This window comes from Neptuniibacter pectenicola, from assembly GCF_001597735.1.
Lineage (GTDB): Bacteria > Pseudomonadota > Gammaproteobacteria > Pseudomonadales > Balneatricaceae > Neptuniibacter > Neptuniibacter pectenicola.
Map to the genome: position 1 here is coordinate 85,663 of NZ_LUTS01000004.1, position 16,198 is coordinate 101,860.

The window sequence follows — 16,198 nt, forward strand, 5'->3', positions numbered from 1 at the left end:
TTGATGATAATACCCAGAGCGGTTAGACGAATAAAAGAGAAATATGACCATAAATCAGGCCCGTTTGCGCACCTGTTTGAGTCTTATAATGGTGATGAAGTTGTATCGCTGGATTGCGAGACGACTAGCTTAGATGTAAAGCAGGGCGAGATCGTATCTATAGGTGCGGTTAAAATTAGGGGACGCAAGGTACTCACCAGTGATCGGCTTGATATTAAATTAAAACCGCCAAAATCACTGACGGGCGATTCAATAAAGATCCATAAAATCCGTGAAAGCGATTTGGCTGAAGGGATTGATATCCAAGATGCTTTGCAGCAAGTGCTGGAGTTTGTCGGTAATCGCCCTATTTTAGGTTACTACGTAAATTACGATATTAGGATGCTAGACAAATTCATCAGGCCGTTGTACGGGTTTGGTTTGCCGAACAAGGCGGTTGAGTTGTCTCATGTCTATCACGATATTATTAAATGGAAGTCTGTCGGCGGAAATGTTGATTTACGTTTTGACACTATATCCAAAAAATTAGACATACCAATGCTTGAGCGCCATACCGCTATTGGGGATGCGTTAACCGTGGCGCTGATGTATGTGCGGTTAAAATACGGTGATCCGCCTGAGGCGCATTACTAACAGATTGATATGTCAAAAGATTAACGGGCCTAATGGCCCGTTTTTTGCTTTATTTGTACCATAAGTGCTCATTAATGGATTAAATAGACAAAATAATGACATTAATTTGTTATCCTCTATTGATGAAGCGCTAAGTGTGATTATAATGTCAATAAATTGCCGCTTGGTGTTGGTATGATCGAAAGAGCAGATATAAACAGCGTTCTTATGCAGATGCGGACGATTAAAGCGCAAGTTCAGGCTACATCTTCAGACGTTTCGCATGTGGCGCCCCAAGGCTTGAAAGAAAGTAATGGTATTGGGCGTACATCGTTTGGCGATATCTTAAAAACAGCGGTTGATGGTGTTAATGATGCGCAGGCAGATGCCAAAAAGTTGGCGGTCGCATATGAGCAAGGTGATTCGAGTATTGATTTACCGCAAGTAATGATTGCGGCCGAGAAGGCTTCTGTGTCTTTTCAAGCTATGACTCAAGTAAGAAATCGCTTGGTGTCGGCTTATGAAGATATTATGAAAATGCCTATCTAATAAAAATAGAAATTCAAGGTGAATGGCTGTGGCTGGTGGTCCTGAAACGTTAAGTGGAAACCCAATGCAAGGTTTTAATAAACTGGGCATTGTACGTCAAATTGGTTTGATGGTTGGGTTGGCTGCCAGTGTTGCTATCGGTTTTGCTGTGGTTCTTTGGTCACAAAAACCGGAACAGCGTGTTCTCTTTAGTAACCTTTCTTTTTCTGATGCGAATCAGATCATCGAACAACTTCGTTTATATAATGTACCTTATAATTTTGATGCGGATGGTCGAGCCATACTGGTCCCTGATGAGTATGTTCACCAAGCGCGTTTAAAGCTAGCCGCTGAAGGTTTTACCGCCGATAAAACGGTTGGCTTTGAAATTATGGATAAAGAACAAAGTCTAGGTACGAGTCAGTTTATGGAAACGACACGTTATAGACGAGGTTTAGAAGGTGAGTTGGCGCGTACTATATCCAGTATGACCTCAATTCGTAATGCGCGTGTTCATCTCGCTATACCTAAAGATACCGTGTTTATTCGCGATACCCGTAAGCCTACGGCTTCTGTTTTTCTAGAGCTTTTTTCCGGTCGAGCACTAGAGCGTGATCAAGTTGCCTCGATTGCTAACCTTGTGGCCTCCAGTATTCCTTCGCTTAATGTTAAAGACGTGACCGTTGTTGATCAGCGTGGTCGCCTGCTTAATATGCGTGATAAAGATGTGAATGTGGTTTTAGCGGCAAAGCAGCTTGAATATACGCGCAGTCTTGAAGGTACGTTGCTAAATAGAGTTAACAGTATTCTGCAGCCGGTTGTAGGTATGGGGCGCTTTCGTGCAGAAGTGTCAGCAGATGTCGACTTTACAGCCGTTGAGCAGACCGATGAACTTTATAACCCTGATCTGCCTGCGCTGCGTAGTGAGCAAACCATGGATGAGTCGCGTGTAGGCGGTAATGCTGCGGTGGGCGTGCCTGGTGCGCTTTCTAATCAGCCGCCGGGGCCAAGTAGTGTGCCTGAGCAAGCGGGAGCGGGTGAAGGTGGTGCTGACGCGGTTGGTGCACCGGGCTCTGCGCGTAAACAAGCGACGCGTAACTATGAATTAGATCGCACGATTAGCTACACAAAACACCAGCAAGGGCGTGTAAGGCGCCTAACGGTAGCAGTAGTGGTCGATGATCTCTCCAGTATTAATCCAGAGAGTGGCGAAGCGGTTAGAACGCCATGGGATCAGAATGAGCTTCAGCGGTTACGTATTCTTGTCCAGGATGCGGTTGGATTCTCTGCGTTACGTGGTGATAGCGTGAATGTCGTTAATACCCCGTTTGTTGCTGAAGAGCCGATAGTGACTGAAGATACGCCCATTTGGAAACAGGATTGGATTTGGGATATTGTTAAGCAAGCGATGGCTGTTATTTTTGTTCTAGTGTTGGTTTTTGGTATTTTAAGGCCGATTCTACGGAACTTAGCAACGGCAGGTACCGCTGGAAATGTTGCAGGTTTGGGTGCGGCGGGTGATGTGAGTGCCGAGCTTGCTGGTTTAGATGGCGCTGATTTTTCTTCCGATTCAGTGACCTTTGGTAGTGATGATGAGCTGTTGCCTACGCCCAATGAAAGTTTTGATTATCAGTTAAATGCAATTCGCAGTATGGTCGCTGAAGACCCTGCAAGAGTGGCGCAGGCTGTTAAACAGTGGGTAGGTGATAATGAGTGATGGAGCAGATCAGGGCGGAGGTGAAATTGATAAAGCCGCCATTCTGCTGATTAGCTTGGGTGAAACCGATGCTGCAGAAATCCTCAAGCATATGGGGCCGAAAGAGGTCCAAATGATTGGGGAGGCTATGGCTCAGTTAAACAACGTCCCCCAAACCAAAGTGGAGTCTGTTATTGGTGACTTTATGGGGTTGGTGAGTGATCAAACGGGTATAGGTATTAATAATGATATCTATATTCGTTCTATGCTTAACCAAGCACTGGGTGAAGAGAAAGCGAAAACCCTTCTTGATCGTATTCTTATGAGCACAAACACATCTGGCCTTGATACGCTACGCTGGATGGAGCCTCGACAAATTGCAGAAATTATTCGTTATGAACATCCCCAGATACAAGCGGTTGTTGTGGCGTATCTTGAGCCGGATGCGGCAGCGGGTGTTTTAGGTTGTTTCGATGAAAAGCAGCGCCTTGATATTTTAATGCGTGTGGCCGCGCTAGATCGTATTCAGCCTCAGGCATTGCAAGAGTTAAACGATATTTTAGAGCGCCAATTTGCGGGTGCCGGTGGTTCAAGTACTGCCACTTTAGGGGGCGTTAAATCCGCCGCTAATATCATGAACTTTATTGACTCAAGTATTGAAGTTGAGCTGATGGAGAGCATAAAAGAATCGGATGAGTACCTTGCGTCGAGTATCTCTGATTTGATGTTTGTTTTTGATAACCTGCTTGATGTTGAAGATATGGGTATTCAGGCGATCTTGCGTGAAGTATCGACCGATGTCTTAGTGGTCGCACTGAAAGGGGCAGATGTCGCCTTGCAGGATAAGGTCTTTAAGAACATGTCTAAACGTGCAGCTGAGTTGCTGAAAGATGACCTTGAAGCGAAAGGGCCTGTGCGTGTAAGTGACGTGGAAGGGGCACAAAAAGAGGTGCTTACCATTGCTCGCAAGCTGGCTGATGATGGTGAAATTATCCTTGGCGGCGGTGGCGAGGCAATGGTGTAATTAATGTATGTCTAACGAAACAAAGGCGTATAAGCGTATTAGGGCTGAAGATGTCCATAACGCTCAAAGTTGGACCCTCCCTCAGATGGGGCGGACTACCTCAACCCAGTCGACAGCGCTTCAGCATAAAAAAATTACTGAAGTTACCGTCGTGGATGAGGTTATCGCCGCCGAAAAAATCACGGTCGCTGAGCTCGAAGCCATTAGAGAAACTGCTCGTATTGAAGGGCTGGCTGCTGGGTTGGAAGAGGGGCGAAGCCAAGGTCGAGATAAGGGGCATGCCGAAGGTTTGCTGGCTGGGCGGGAGCTCGGTTATAAAGAAGGGTTTCAGCAGGGCGAAACCGAAGTGGCTCGTCTTCAAGCGCTGCTTCAGGATCTGTTGGCCGAGTTACAGACGCCGCTAGAAAAATCGACGAGTGCTGTCGAGGACGCGTTGGTTAAGTTGGTTGTTTTATTGGCAGAAAAAACGGTAGGCGTTGAGCTGGAAACGCGGAAAGATCTCTTGCTCGCCTCTATTCAAGAAGGGATGCAGCAACTACCTGAACCCATAACGACCGTGCTTGTAAAGGTGAGCGAAGATGATGTTGAATTTGTCCGGCAGTCTCTCGTTGTGCCAGGTGCCTCTCTTGTTGTTGAGTCCGCAGCAGATATGACTTCAGGTGGGTTCCGTCTTGAAACTGAAAATACCTTGATTCAGGATGAGGTGGAAACACGTTTTTCCAATGTTGTAGAGCAATTCTATAATAATCTTAGCCATGAAGTCGCTGGCGATCATGAGTAAGCTCCTAGAAAAACTATCCCGTTATTCCCAATACCGAATAGATCCTCCCTGCCCACGTGTCGAAGGGCGCATCACCCGTATGATCGGCTTGACGATTGAGGCTGTCGGTATTAAGTGTGCTGTGGGGGCATGCTGTTTTATTGAGTTATCCAAAACAAATAAAGTTGAGGCTGAGGTGGTGGGGTTTTCGGGCGATCGTATCTACCTAATGCCGTTGTATCCGATTGATGGGTTGCAATCAGGCACCCGTGTGATTGCCTCATCTGAGTCCGGTAAAGTCCCCGTTGGAATGAATCTGCTAGGCCGTATCCTTAATGGGGTAGGTAAACCTATTGACGGTAAGGGGCCTTTGCAGCCAGAAGCTGAAACCGGCTTGGCTGGGGAGATTATTAACCCGCTGATGCGTGAGCCAATAAAGCAGCCACTTGATGTGGGTATTCGTACGATCAATGGCTTACTGACCGTGGGTCGGGGGCAGCGAATGGGACTGTTTGCTGGTAGTGGGGTCGGTAAGTCGGTTTTACTGGGGATGATGACACGCTTTACCGAGGCGGAGATCATTGTTGTTGGTTTGATTGGTGAACGAGGCAGGGAAGTAAAAGAGTTTATTGAACACAGCTTAGGTGAAGAGGGGCTCAAGCGTTCCGTTGTTGTTGCCTCCCCGGCGGATGACTCGCCGTTGATGAGATTGCGTGCTTCACAGTTATCTACGCGTATCGCAGAATATTTTCGTGATCAAGGTAAAAATGTACTGCTGTTAATGGACTCCTTAACCCGTTATGCCCAAGCTCAGCGTGAAATAGCCTTGGCCGTCGGGGAGCCGCCCGCAACGAAAGGTTATCCACCATCGGTATTTGCTAAGATCCCTAAATTAGTTGAACGAGCAGGTAATGGTGAGGAGGGCAGTGGTTCTATTACTGCGTTCTATACTGTATTGACCGAGGGTGATGATCAGCAAGACCCAGTCGCAGACTCGGCGCGTGCAATTTTAGATGGGCACATTGTTTTGTCACGCCGTTTAGCGGAGCAGGGGCATTATCCAGCAATCGATATTGAAGCCTCGATCAGTCGTGCGATGCCGCAAATTGTAGAGCCCGACCATCTTCAGATGGCTATGCGATTTAAGCAGCTATACTCAAAGTATCGTCAAAATGAAGACCTGATCAATGTGGGTGCTTATGTTAAAGGGAGTGATCCTGATACGGATTTTGTGATGGAGAACTTACCGTCCATTGGTGCTTACTTGCGTCAGGGTATGAATGAGTCCTTCACGCTGAAAGAGTCGATGCAGCAGATGATCATGGTTATTTCGGCACCGCCGACACCGCAAGCTGAATTAAATCAGCAGATTCGTCGACCCGTTAGTAATGGTTTACAAAAATGAGCAAGCGTTCGAAAAGACTACAGTTGGTGCTTGATCTTGCTGAGCGTAAAAAGAAGCAGGCGGATCAGTTTCTTGCGGCCAGTCGTCAGAGGGTTGAGCAAGATAAGAAAACGATGGGTCAGCTTGATCAATACTTATCTGAATACCATCAAAATTATCTGGGCGTCAATGCCGAAGGCTGTACGGGTGCACAGCTGCATGCGCAGCAAGCTTTTATGCAGAAAATACAAGATGCGAAGGATACTCAAGTGAACGCAATGGCTCAAAACTTGAAAGAGTTGGAGGCGGTTGAGAAGCACTGGAAAACATCATATGCCCGCATGAAGGGTATGCAAAAGTTGACCGATAAAGCGCTTGAAACAGAGATGCAGGCGGAAGAAAAAGCGCTGCAAAAACAGATTGATGAGCGCGCTCAAACAATGATTAACCCCTTTCTATAGTATTGGCCCTTTTTTTGCTTTTATTGTTTTAGGCATATTCATAGGAGCCTAGAATGAGCGAGCAAATTTCAATGCCTGCCGGTGGTGGGCTATTAACGTTAAACCTTTCTATATCTTCACAAGCGGGTCCTCCTCTAGGCTCCAGCGGTGCGTTTTTTGGCGGTTTTGGTGCGGTGCTGGGTCAGCAGTCTGGGCAAGGGACCGAGTTAGCTGCCGGCGCTTTCTTGCCGCAATCGGGTATCTCTTTGCCGCAATCTGTTGAAGACGGGGTCCTTCCTGACGTAACGATGCAGCAAAAAATGCTCTATATTGCTCAAATGTTAGAGCAGCAGTATGGCGACGGAGCTGAGCTTCCATCTGAGATTACCGCTGAACTTGCTCATGCGCTCAAGCAGTTCGCAGAACAGCAGTCTCCGTTATCCTCTGATGAGATTGATGGCGCGGTCTCTGCTGATGGTGTGCAGGATGATATGGCGACGGCAACGGTCGTTGGTCCGCCTATATTGTTATCAGACCTAGAAGCGCGTTTTGGCAGTAGTGCTCTATCAGACGCCATTAAAGCAACGTATAGCGAGATGGCGAGTGCTGATGCGGATGGATCAGATTCGTCTGAGGTGCTTGAGTTTTTTAAGGGTATTATGGGGCAGGCCGGTGCTGCGCGTGGCACGTTGGCTGAAGAGGGCTTCAATCCAGCACCTAATGCTGGTTTGCTTGATGCTCAGGTGTCCCAACGTTCAGGTGTTGAATCTGCGCTGTTAGATGCTGAGCAGTTAGCTCGTTTAAAGGGTGATGAGGGTGAGCGTGCGGCTCAGATTCAAGCGCAGCGGACGGTAACTGACACATCTGATGTTGCTGTGCAACCTCTGCAACCTCTGCAACGTTCGATTGATGAGGCGAATAAAGCTAACAAACCTGTCACTCCGTTTGTCGCTCAGCAAGCGTCGACTCAGTCTAATAATGAAAAAACACCGAGTACAGTCGTTTCTCCGTCGATCAGTGACGGTGTTGAAGGTGTCGTTGATGTACAGGCTAAAAAAGAACCCCCTATTGCTGGACGCATGCCTGAAACGGTTGACTTGATGGCGGCTAATCGTCAAAAAGAGATCGCGGCAGAATTGAATGCTAAATCGGACACAGCGGTGAAATCGACCGCTAGCAATCTGCTGCCTGAACGGTTTGAATCTGCTTTAGAGTTATCTAAACAGTTGTTGCAAAAAGTAACCGCGAACGAAAAGGCCTCAGACAGTAGTTTTAGTCAGCGTATGGAAACATTAGCGCTGGCCCAGAATCAGACCCAGCAGTCAGTGGCTATGGCTCAGCCGAGCCCAACGCAAAAGGTGGTGGCGGACGCTCAGAACCTTATGATGCCGCAGCAGGTCCAGATTAATACGCCTGCGTGGAAAAATGCATTAGGTGAGCGGGCGATAATGGTGTCTGCGCAAAACGTAAATGTTGCTCATATTCAATTAGATCCTCCTGAACTTGGTTCTTTGAGTATTAGGGTTCATATCAATCAGGATCAAGTTAGCCTTAGTTTTACATCACCCCATGCACATGTCCGTGACGCAGTAGAGCAAAGTTTGCCGCGATTACGTGAGATGTTTGAGGAGCAAGGGTTGTCTTTGCAGGACTCATCAGTAGATGATCAATCGGCGGATCAGCAGCGAAGAGAACAGCTTGCTGAGCAGAATGGTGATGCTGCGGGAGGGTCATATATGGGAGCCGGTGAGGTTGGTGATGACACAGGGGTATCCCCGTCTGCGTCTAAACCACTCTCGTTAGTTGATTATTACGCCTAGTTGCTTTGTTAAAGGACGGGAGCTGCCCCGTTCGGTACATGACTTGCCGAGGATCTCAGCTACCTAGGTAGGTCGTTTAATGTAAAAACAGTAGTTTTTGTTGTTCTTGATCTTCAGCCTTAAAATCAGTGTGTTATATTAGGCATAATACTATTTTTACCATAGGGCAGTGGTTAACAGTTTGCCTAGATGTTGTTGAGGATCTATAGATGGCTGAAGAGCAAGGACCAAGTGCAGAAGAGGGCGAAAAGCAGAAACCGTCTAAGTTGAAACTGATTATTATTGTTGTACTTGCGCTCGTTGTTGTCGGTGGCGGTGGCGCTGCTGGTGCTTGGTTTTTCCTGAGTGGGGATGACGCCCAAGAAGAGGTTGCGCCAGCTGAAACGGTTAAGGCTGAGGCTATTTATACGAAAATTAGAACCATGAATGGGAAACCCATGTTTGTGGTGACGCTCCAGTCCGATGATAATCGCCCCCATTACATGCAGCTTTATGTTGAAGCGAAAAGTCGTGAACAGGACGTGGCTGACGCATTGACGCTTCATATGCCCTTGATTGTGTCTAGACTTAATAACTTGTTTAGTACGCAGGATTTTAGAGTTTTGCAAACGTTAGAAGGTAAGCAGGCCTTGAGAGAGAGCGCAACCGATTTAGTGCGTGAACTTATGCAAGAAAAAATAGCTAAACCCGGTGTTGAAGCCATTCTCTTTACTAATATGGTTATGCAGTAATGGGATTGTGTGTGATTGAGGAATCTTGCTAGATGTCAGTCAAAGACCTACTTTCACAGGATGAGATCGACGCCCTTTTACATGGGGTGGATGATGGTGATGTTGAAACGTCGGAAGAGGTTGAAGTTGAAGAGGGTGATGTTCGCCTTTATGACTTGGCAAGCCATGAGCGTATCGTTCGTGGCAGGATGCCTACCCTTGAGATGGTTAACGAGCGTTTTGCCCGCTATACCCGTTTAAGTCTTTTTAACCTGTTACGCCGCGCGGCGGATGTCACTGTAGGTGGTGTACAGGTTATGAAATATGGCGATTATATTCATACGCTATATGTGCCTACCAGTATGAACCTTGTGCGCGTTACTCCTTTGCGTGGCACCGCGCTTTTTATCATGGATGCTAAGTTAGTCTTTAAATTAGTGGATAACTTTTTTGGAGGGGATGGCCGCCATGCCAAAATTGAAGGGCGAGAGTTTACACCAACAGAAACCCGTCTTATTCATAAAGTATTAGAACAGTTCTTTTTGGATTTAGAAGAGGCGTGGCATCCTGTTAAAGAATTAAGCTTCGAGCACCTCGGTCATGAAATGAACCCTGCGATGGCTAACGTGATTAATCCGACTGAAGTTGTGGTTGTCAGTACGTTTCAAGTTGACCTTGAAGGGGGCTCTGGCGAATTTCATGTGGCGATGCCTTACTCAATGCTTGAGCCGATTAGAGATCTGTTGGTCTCTGGTTTCCAAAATAACGAAGATGAAAAAGATGAACGCTGGCAGATCGCCCTTCAACGCGACATTTTGATGGCTAAATTGCCATTAGATATGGTTGTGGCGCAGCAAGAGATGACCTTGCGTGATGTGTTGGAGTTGGAAGCTGGCGATGTGATCCCTATAGAGTTGCCGTCTACGTTTGAGTTAAAAGCTAACAAGGTTCCCGTATATCATTGTACTATGGGCGTTGCTCGGGGTAACTTGGCTGTAAAAATTGTTGATCAAATAATACGCCCTAAATAAACGGCTGATAAGATCATTAGAGAGCAAATAGATGAGTGATGAAACTGAAGACCAGCAAGCGTTAGCTGATGAATGGGCTGCCGCGATGGAAGAACAAGTCACCGAAGAGGGTGGTGACACGGTTGATCCGGATGCCTTGCTTGCTGCAACAGGTGTTGTTGGAACATCGGTTGAACTTGATGAATTAAAGGATGAAGGTACGCCCGTATCTGACCCTAAATTGGATGTAATTCTTGATATTCCAGTGACCTTGTCAATGGAAGTAGGTCAGACTGATATTCCAATTAGTAATTTATTACAGTTAAACCAAGGGTCTGTTATTGAACTTGATCGCGTTGCGGGAGAGCCCCTAGACGTCATGGTCAATGGAACCTTGATTGCGCATGGTGAGGTTGTTGTCGTCAATGACCGCTACGGCATCAGACTTACGGATGTTATTAGTCCGCAAGAACGTATCAAGCGACTGAAATAGCAGGCTATGCGTTCACTATTTTTTCTAGCGTTCTTAGCGATATCGCAACAGATTTGTGCAGAGGGGAGCGCCTCCTCTGCTCAAATGTCTACGCAAACAGCTATCCCGCCTGCATTTAAAGAACCCTTCTCTGGAGAAGCCCTCATCCAATTGGTGATAGGGTTGCTTGTCGTTGTTGTTATTATCTTTGTTTTATCGTGGGTGGTGAAGCGTTTTTCTGGTATATCACCTCTCACAAAGAATATGCGTGTTGTGGGTGTCTTGCCGTTGAGTGCGCGAGAAAAGGCGGTACTGGTCAAAGTGGGTCAACAGCATTTGTTGCTGGGTGTTGCCCCTGGTCGGGTGTCACGTCTTCACGCTTTTGAAGCGGGTGATATTGAAGAGTCGAGTGATAAAAAAGCAGACAGTTTTTCCCATCGCCTTGCTGATGTGATGAAGCAACGTCGAGCATCAGAACATAAAGCTGGGGGCGAAGATGAGTAAGCTATTTTCTGCTCTTATTGTGCTTGTTTTTGGCTCGATGGCTTTTACAGCTGAAGCTGCAGATGTCGGTATCCCTGCCTTAACACTAACAACGGGTGAAAACGGCGAAACCAATTACAGCGTAACACTGCAAGTGCTTGCGTTGATGACCATGCTGACGTTCTTGCCAGCGATGGTGATGATGATGACGTCATTTGCACGAATCATTATTGTTTTTTCAATTTTACGGCAAGCGCTGGGTCTGCAACAAACGCCTTCTAACCAAATTATGGTGGGTATGGCGATGTTTTTGACGTTGTTTATTATGACGCCTGTTTTAGACAAAGTGTATGTGGACGCGGTACAGCCTTACGCTAATGAAGGGATGCCGCTGCTGGAAGCATTTCAGAAGGCCAGTGTTCCGTTTCGTGAGTTTATGATGTTACAAACCCGAGAGAGTGATCTTGGGTTGTTTATGAAGATATCAGACACACCTGAAGTGAATAGTGCGGATGAGATTCCGTTTACCGTGCTGGTACCTGCGTTTGTCACCAGTGAGTTAAAAACAGCATTTCAGATAGGTTTTATGCTGTTTATTCCTTTTTTGGTGATTGACCTTGTGGTGGCGAGTGTCTTAATGGCAATGGGTATGATGATGCTCTCGCCGGTAATTATTTCCCTTCCGTTCAAGATAATGCTATTTGTACTTATAGATGGCTGGGCGCTAGTGATCGGTACCTTGGCGGCGAGTTTTGGAATTTAAAAGCGTAAAATCAGGACGTCTACTATGACCCCAGAAGTTGTCCTTGGCATATTTGGTGACGCTTTTTGGCTAATTGTTTTGTTGGTCTCGGTTATTATTGTGCCGAGTTTGATTGTTGGTTTGATTGTTTCAACGTTTCAGGCGGCAACACAGATCAATGAGCAAACGTTAAGTTTCTTGCCGCGCTTATTGATGACCATCCTTGTTATTATGTGGGCGGGTCCTTGGATCCTGAATACCTTGATGGAACATTTTTCAGGGTTGATCAAAAACATTCCTTATCTTATAGGTTAGCCTCTTGTTTGAACTCGATGTTCTACAGATTGAACAATGGGTCTCAGCCTTACTTCTGCCTTTTTTCCGTGTGGCTTCATTTTTCATGGCGGTTCCTTTGCTGGGTAGCCAGTTGATTAATGCCCGTGTCCGCTTAATGCTTGCGTTAGCTGTATCCTTTGTTGTTGCGCCATTGCTGCCTGCTATGCCAGCGATTGATGGGTTGAGTATCAATACCTACCTAGTGATCGGTCAGCAGATTTTAGTTGGTGCGATGTTAGGCTTTCTGTTTCAGGTTTTTTATCAAGTATTCGTCCTAGGTGGACAGATTATTGCCATGCAGATGGGGTTAGGTTTTGCATCGATGACCGACCCTACTAACGGTATTTCTGTTGTTATGCTTGGGCAATTTTATCTCACCTTAATTATGATGATATTTATCTCGCTTAATGGTCATTTGGTGATGGTTGAGATTTTAGTGCGAAGTTTTGATGTTGTGCCTGTGAGTTTGTCCGCTTTAGATCGTGAAAGTTATTGGAAGATAGCGATGGCGGGGAGCTGGATGTTCTCTGCTGCCATGTTGATGGCGCTTCCTGCGGTGACCGCGTTATTAGTGGTTAATATGGCGTTTGGTATTATGTCCCGTGCGGCGCCGCAGTTGAATATTTTGGCGGTTGGCTTTCCCTTTACGATGGTATTGGGGTTGTTTATTAACTGGGTGAACTTGGGAGGCTTTCTCGATCAATATATGAGAATCTCTAGTTTTGTATTAGATTATATTGAGCATTTGTTTCTTTAAGAGGTCTTCATGGCAGAAGATTCCGGCCAAGAGAAAACAGAAGATCCCACCCCCAAGCGAATACGTGAAGCTCGGGAAAAGGGCGATGTTCCGCGATCAAAAGAGCTGGCGACGACGCTGGTTTTAATGGCGGCTGTGTTCTCCGTCATTATTTTCGGTGCCCAGCTTGCTGAGCATCTTCTGGGGATGATAGAAAGCAACTTTGTATTGGATCGCCAAGCCATTTTTGATCCGAATAAGATGCTTTCGCATTTTGAAGTGTCGGTTTGGGAGGCGCTGTTAGGGTTGGCTGGCGTGTTTTTCTCTTTAGTTGTCGCTTCTATCGTTGGGCCTATCGCCTTAGGGGGGTGGAACTTTAGCGGCGATTCCATTCTGCCGAAAGGTAGCCGTATTGACCCGCTTGCGGGGATAAAGCGGATGTTCTCACTTAAATCCCTTGTTGAGTTGTTCAAGGCCATTGCAAAGTTCTCCTTAGTGGGTGGGTTTGCCATTCTTATATTGTGGAATATCCGAGGGGATATTTTGGCCTTAGCGACATTTGAGCCGCGACCGGCAATCGACTCCGCACTAGAGATCATTATCTGGGTGTTTATGGCCTTGAGTGCGGTGCTTATATTGGTCGCGTTGGTTGATGTGCCTTATCAGCTTTATGAATACACAGAAAAAATGAAAATGACCCTTCAAGAGGTCAAGGATGAGTTAAAAAATACGGAAGGTAAGCCTGAGGTTAAAGGGCGTATTCGACAGTTGCAGCGTGAAATAGCGCAAAGACAGATGATGACAGCGGTGCCTGATGCTGATGTTGTCATTACCAACCCGACCCATTATGCCGTCGCTCTGAAATATGAAGGCGATGATCGTAATGCGCCGATTATGGTGGCTAAAGGCGTAGATTTTGTTGCCCTGAAGATTAGAGAGATAGCGGAAGCGAACGACGTGCCTATACTCTCAGCGCCCCCCTTGGCGCGTGCGATCTACAACTCTACTGAAATTAATGATGAGATCCCTTCTGGGTTGTACATGGCTGTCGCTCAAGTGTTGGCTTATGTCTTCCAGCTTAAGCGATTTAAGAGTCGCCAAGCGGAGCGGCCTACCGAAGTTAAGGTTGATGAATTGCCCATTCCTGATGAGTTCAAAGATAACCTCTAAGTGGCTCGAAAATTGCATTTTCTAGCCATTGTTTAGTCATTCGTCAAAAAAACAGCGTATTTTTCCTTTGTCTGTGTAAGTATGTGCTGTATTGGTCGAGTGGTCTCTTTTTGTGATGTTTTTTTGACGGTCTGGAGTTTGGGTGGATAAAGCGGTAATTCTCGATAATGTTCGCGGATTAAGTAAAGGCAATATAGGTGTGCCTTTGCTGCTGCTTGTTATCTTGGCAATGGTAACGCTGCCTGTCCCGCCTTTTTTATTAGATGTGTTATTTACGTTTAATATCGCCCTTTCTATTGTTGTTCTGCTGGTCTGTGTTTACTCCGATCGCCCCCTCGATTTCGCTATTTTCCCAACCATTATTCTGATTGCAACCTTGATGCGGCTCTCGTTGAATGTGGCGTCAACGCGTGTGGTGCTATTGGCGGGGCATGAAGGGGGTGATGCGGCTGGTAAAGTGATTGAAGCCTTTGGTGAGGTGGTTGTTGGCGGTAACTATGTTGTTGGTTTTGTTGTTTTCCTTATCCTGATTATTATCAACTTTGTGGTAGTGACGAAAGGTGCTGGCCGTATATCAGAAGTAAGCGCTCGATTTACGTTGGATGCGATGCCGGGTAAACAGATGGCTATTGATGCCGATTTAAATGCAGGGCTTATTGGTCAAGAAGAGGCGCGTGCGCGTCGTCAAGATGTAACCCAAGAGGCTGACTTTTACGGTTCAATGGATGGTGCTTCAAAATTTGTTCGTGGCGATGCTGTAGCGGGTATTTTGATTTTGGTCATCAACTTGCTGGGCGGTTTGGGTATAGGGATGCTTCAGCATGACCTAGATTTTGAAACCGCTATGCGTTTCTACTCGTTGCTGACCATCGGTGATGGCCTGGTCGCACAGATCCCATCATTGTTACTGTCTACTGCTGCTGCGATCATGGTAACTCGACAAAATGTTTCCCATGATATGGGTAAACAGGTTATCTCGCAGATGTTTGCTTCGCCTAAAGCGCTTGCCGTTTCTGCGGGGATTATGACCATTATGGGTATTATTCCGGGTATGCCCCATGTGGCTTTTTTGTCATTAGCAGCGGCGTCGGGTGGTGGTGCATGGTGGATTATTCAGAAGGAAAAACAGAAAGTTTCTGATGAGGCGCAGTTGGCGCAAGAGCAAGCAGAACTGCCGCTGGATGATGAGGCTGAGAAGAAAGACCTGGATTGGGACGATGTGATGCCGGTTGATATGATCGGCCTTGAGGTGGGTTATCGTTTGATCCCTATGGTCGACAAAATGCAGGGCGGACAGCTGCTGAGTCGTATTAAGGGTGTGCGTAAAAAACTATCCCAAGACCTTGGCTTTTTGGTCCCATCTGTCCATATACGGGATAACCTTGATCTGTTGCCCGGCGCTTATCGTATCACTTTGATGGGTGTGGTTGTCGGTGAATCAGAGGTCTACCCTGACAGGGAACTGGCGATAAACCCCGGTCAGGTTTTTGGTAAATTACAAGGTGTTGAAGTTAAAGACCCTGCTTTTGGGCTTGATGCCATCTGGATCGAACAGTCGCAAAAAGAACAGGCTCAGTCGCTAGGTTATACCGTTGTTGATGCATCTACCGTTGTAGCTACCCACCTTAATCAACTACTTCAGGTTCATGCCCATGAGTTGCTGGGCCATGAAGAGGTACAGCAACTGCTTGATATGTTGACTAAGACGTCACCTAAGTTGGTTGAAGAGCTGGTGCCAGGGAAGGTGTCTTTCAGTGTGTTATTGAAGGTGCTGCAGAACCTGTTGATGGAACAGGTTCCGTTAAAAGATTTCAGAACGATCGCAGAGTCGTTAGCCGATGCAGTGAACCGTACACAGGACCCGCTTGGATTGACGGCCGCGGTGAGGATCTCCCTTGCACGTTTGATCGTGCAGAATATCAATGGATCAGAAGCGGAACTGCCTGTTATTACATTGGCGCCGCAGTTAGAACAGTTGCTATTAAACTCTGTTCAGCAGGGGCAGGATAACGGTTTAGTGTTAGAGCCGGGCATGGCTGAACGGTTGCAATCGTCCCTTTCTGAAACCGCGACGCAGCAAGAGATGATGGGACGCCCATCCGTGTTGTTGGTGGCGGCTCCGGTACGGCCGTTAATGTCTAAATTTGTTCGTTATGGGGAGCATCATATCCACGTGCTTTCCTATCAGGAAATTCCTGAAAATAAAAAGGTCACTATCGTTGCGACGGTGGGAGGTGAAGTTAATGGTTGAGTATAGTTTAGCTACGCCTTATGT

General features: G+C 46.7%; 17 protein-coding genes. All 17 read left to right on the plus strand.

Features of this window, described 5'->3' with window-relative positions; genetic code table 11:
* Positions 1-3: 3 nt before the first annotated feature.
* Complete coding sequence (locus A3773_RS06665) at positions 4-633, plus strand: 3'-5' exonuclease (RefSeq protein WP_067984334.1); 630 nt, start codon at positions 4-6, stop codon at positions 631-633.
* A gap of 174 nt (positions 634-807) precedes the next feature.
* Entirely contained in the window at positions 808-1,161 is a 354-nt protein-coding gene (gene fliE / locus A3773_RS06670; protein ID WP_067984335.1) for a flagellar hook-basal body complex protein FliE, read from the plus strand.
* Between the two features lie 22 nt (positions 1,162-1,183).
* Complete coding sequence (fliF, locus tag A3773_RS06675; protein ID WP_067984336.1) at positions 1,184-2,857, plus strand: flagellar basal-body MS-ring/collar protein FliF; 1,674 nt, start codon at positions 1,184-1,186, stop codon at positions 2,855-2,857.
* Entirely contained in the window at positions 2,850-3,860 is a 1,011-nt protein-coding gene (fliG, locus tag A3773_RS06680) for a flagellar motor switch protein FliG (protein ID WP_067984337.1), read from the plus strand. Before fliF ends, fliG begins: the two co-directional genes overlap by 8 nt.
* Positions 3,861-3,867: 7 nt before the next feature.
* A complete protein-coding gene (locus A3773_RS06685; protein ID WP_067984338.1) occupies positions 3,868-4,641 on the plus strand; it encodes a FliH/SctL family protein in 774 nt (257 codons plus the stop codon).
* Positions 4,634-6,025: a flagellar protein export ATPase FliI gene (gene fliI, locus A3773_RS06690; RefSeq protein ID WP_197462731.1), complete on the plus strand. Its 1,392-nt coding sequence runs from the start codon at positions 4,634-4,636 to the stop codon at positions 6,023-6,025. Before A3773_RS06685 ends, fliI begins: the two co-directional genes overlap by 8 nt.
* Positions 6,022-6,465: a flagellar export protein FliJ gene (gene fliJ / locus A3773_RS06695; RefSeq protein ID WP_067984339.1), complete on the plus strand. Its 444-nt coding sequence runs from the start codon at positions 6,022-6,024 to the stop codon at positions 6,463-6,465. Before fliI ends, fliJ begins: the two co-directional genes overlap by 4 nt.
* A 53-nt stretch (positions 6,466-6,518) precedes the next feature.
* The gene (locus A3773_RS06700; RefSeq protein ID WP_067984340.1) at positions 6,519-8,264 is read left to right on the plus strand and encodes a flagellar hook-length control protein FliK; all 1,746 of its coding nucleotides are present in this window, start codon (positions 6,519-6,521) and stop codon (positions 8,262-8,264) included.
* A gap of 209 nt (positions 8,265-8,473) precedes the next feature.
* Positions 8,474-8,995, plus strand: coding sequence for a flagellar basal body-associated FliL family protein (locus A3773_RS06705; RefSeq protein ID WP_067984341.1), 522 nt, complete (start codon positions 8,474-8,476; stop codon positions 8,993-8,995).
* A 32-nt stretch (positions 8,996-9,027) separates the two neighbouring features.
* Entirely contained in the window at positions 9,028-10,005 is a 978-nt protein-coding gene (fliM, locus tag A3773_RS06710; protein WP_067984342.1) for a flagellar motor switch protein FliM, read from the plus strand.
* A gap of 31 nt (positions 10,006-10,036) precedes the next feature.
* Positions 10,037-10,477, plus strand: coding sequence for a flagellar motor switch protein FliN (fliN, locus tag A3773_RS06715; protein WP_067984343.1), 441 nt, complete (start codon positions 10,037-10,039; stop codon positions 10,475-10,477).
* A gap of 6 nt (positions 10,478-10,483) precedes the next feature.
* Positions 10,484-10,960 (plus strand): flagellar biosynthetic protein FliO, encoded by a 477-nt coding sequence (gene fliO / locus A3773_RS06720; protein ID WP_067984344.1) that lies wholly within the window; start codon positions 10,484-10,486, stop codon positions 10,958-10,960.
* A complete protein-coding gene (gene fliP / locus A3773_RS06725) occupies positions 10,953-11,702 on the plus strand; it encodes a flagellar type III secretion system pore protein FliP (protein WP_067984345.1) in 750 nt (249 codons plus the stop codon). The genes fliO and fliP overlap by 8 nt, the downstream gene beginning before the upstream one ends.
* A 24-nt stretch (positions 11,703-11,726) precedes the next feature.
* Positions 11,727-11,996, plus strand: a complete 270-nt coding sequence (gene fliQ / locus A3773_RS06730; protein ID WP_067984346.1) for a flagellar biosynthesis protein FliQ — start codon at positions 11,727-11,729, stop codon at positions 11,994-11,996.
* 4 nt (positions 11,997-12,000) lie between these two features.
* Positions 12,001-12,774, plus strand: a complete 774-nt coding sequence (fliR, locus tag A3773_RS06735; protein WP_067984347.1) for a flagellar biosynthetic protein FliR — start codon at positions 12,001-12,003, stop codon at positions 12,772-12,774.
* A 9-nt stretch (positions 12,775-12,783) separates the two neighbouring features.
* Complete coding sequence (gene flhB / locus A3773_RS06740) at positions 12,784-13,923, plus strand: flagellar biosynthesis protein FlhB (RefSeq protein ID WP_067984348.1); 1,140 nt, start codon at positions 12,784-12,786, stop codon at positions 13,921-13,923.
* A gap of 142 nt (positions 13,924-14,065) precedes the next feature.
* Positions 14,066-16,174: a flagellar biosynthesis protein FlhA gene (flhA, locus tag A3773_RS06745; protein ID WP_067984349.1), complete on the plus strand. Its 2,109-nt coding sequence runs from the start codon at positions 14,066-14,068 to the stop codon at positions 16,172-16,174.
* Positions 16,175-16,198 lie beyond the last annotated feature (24 nt).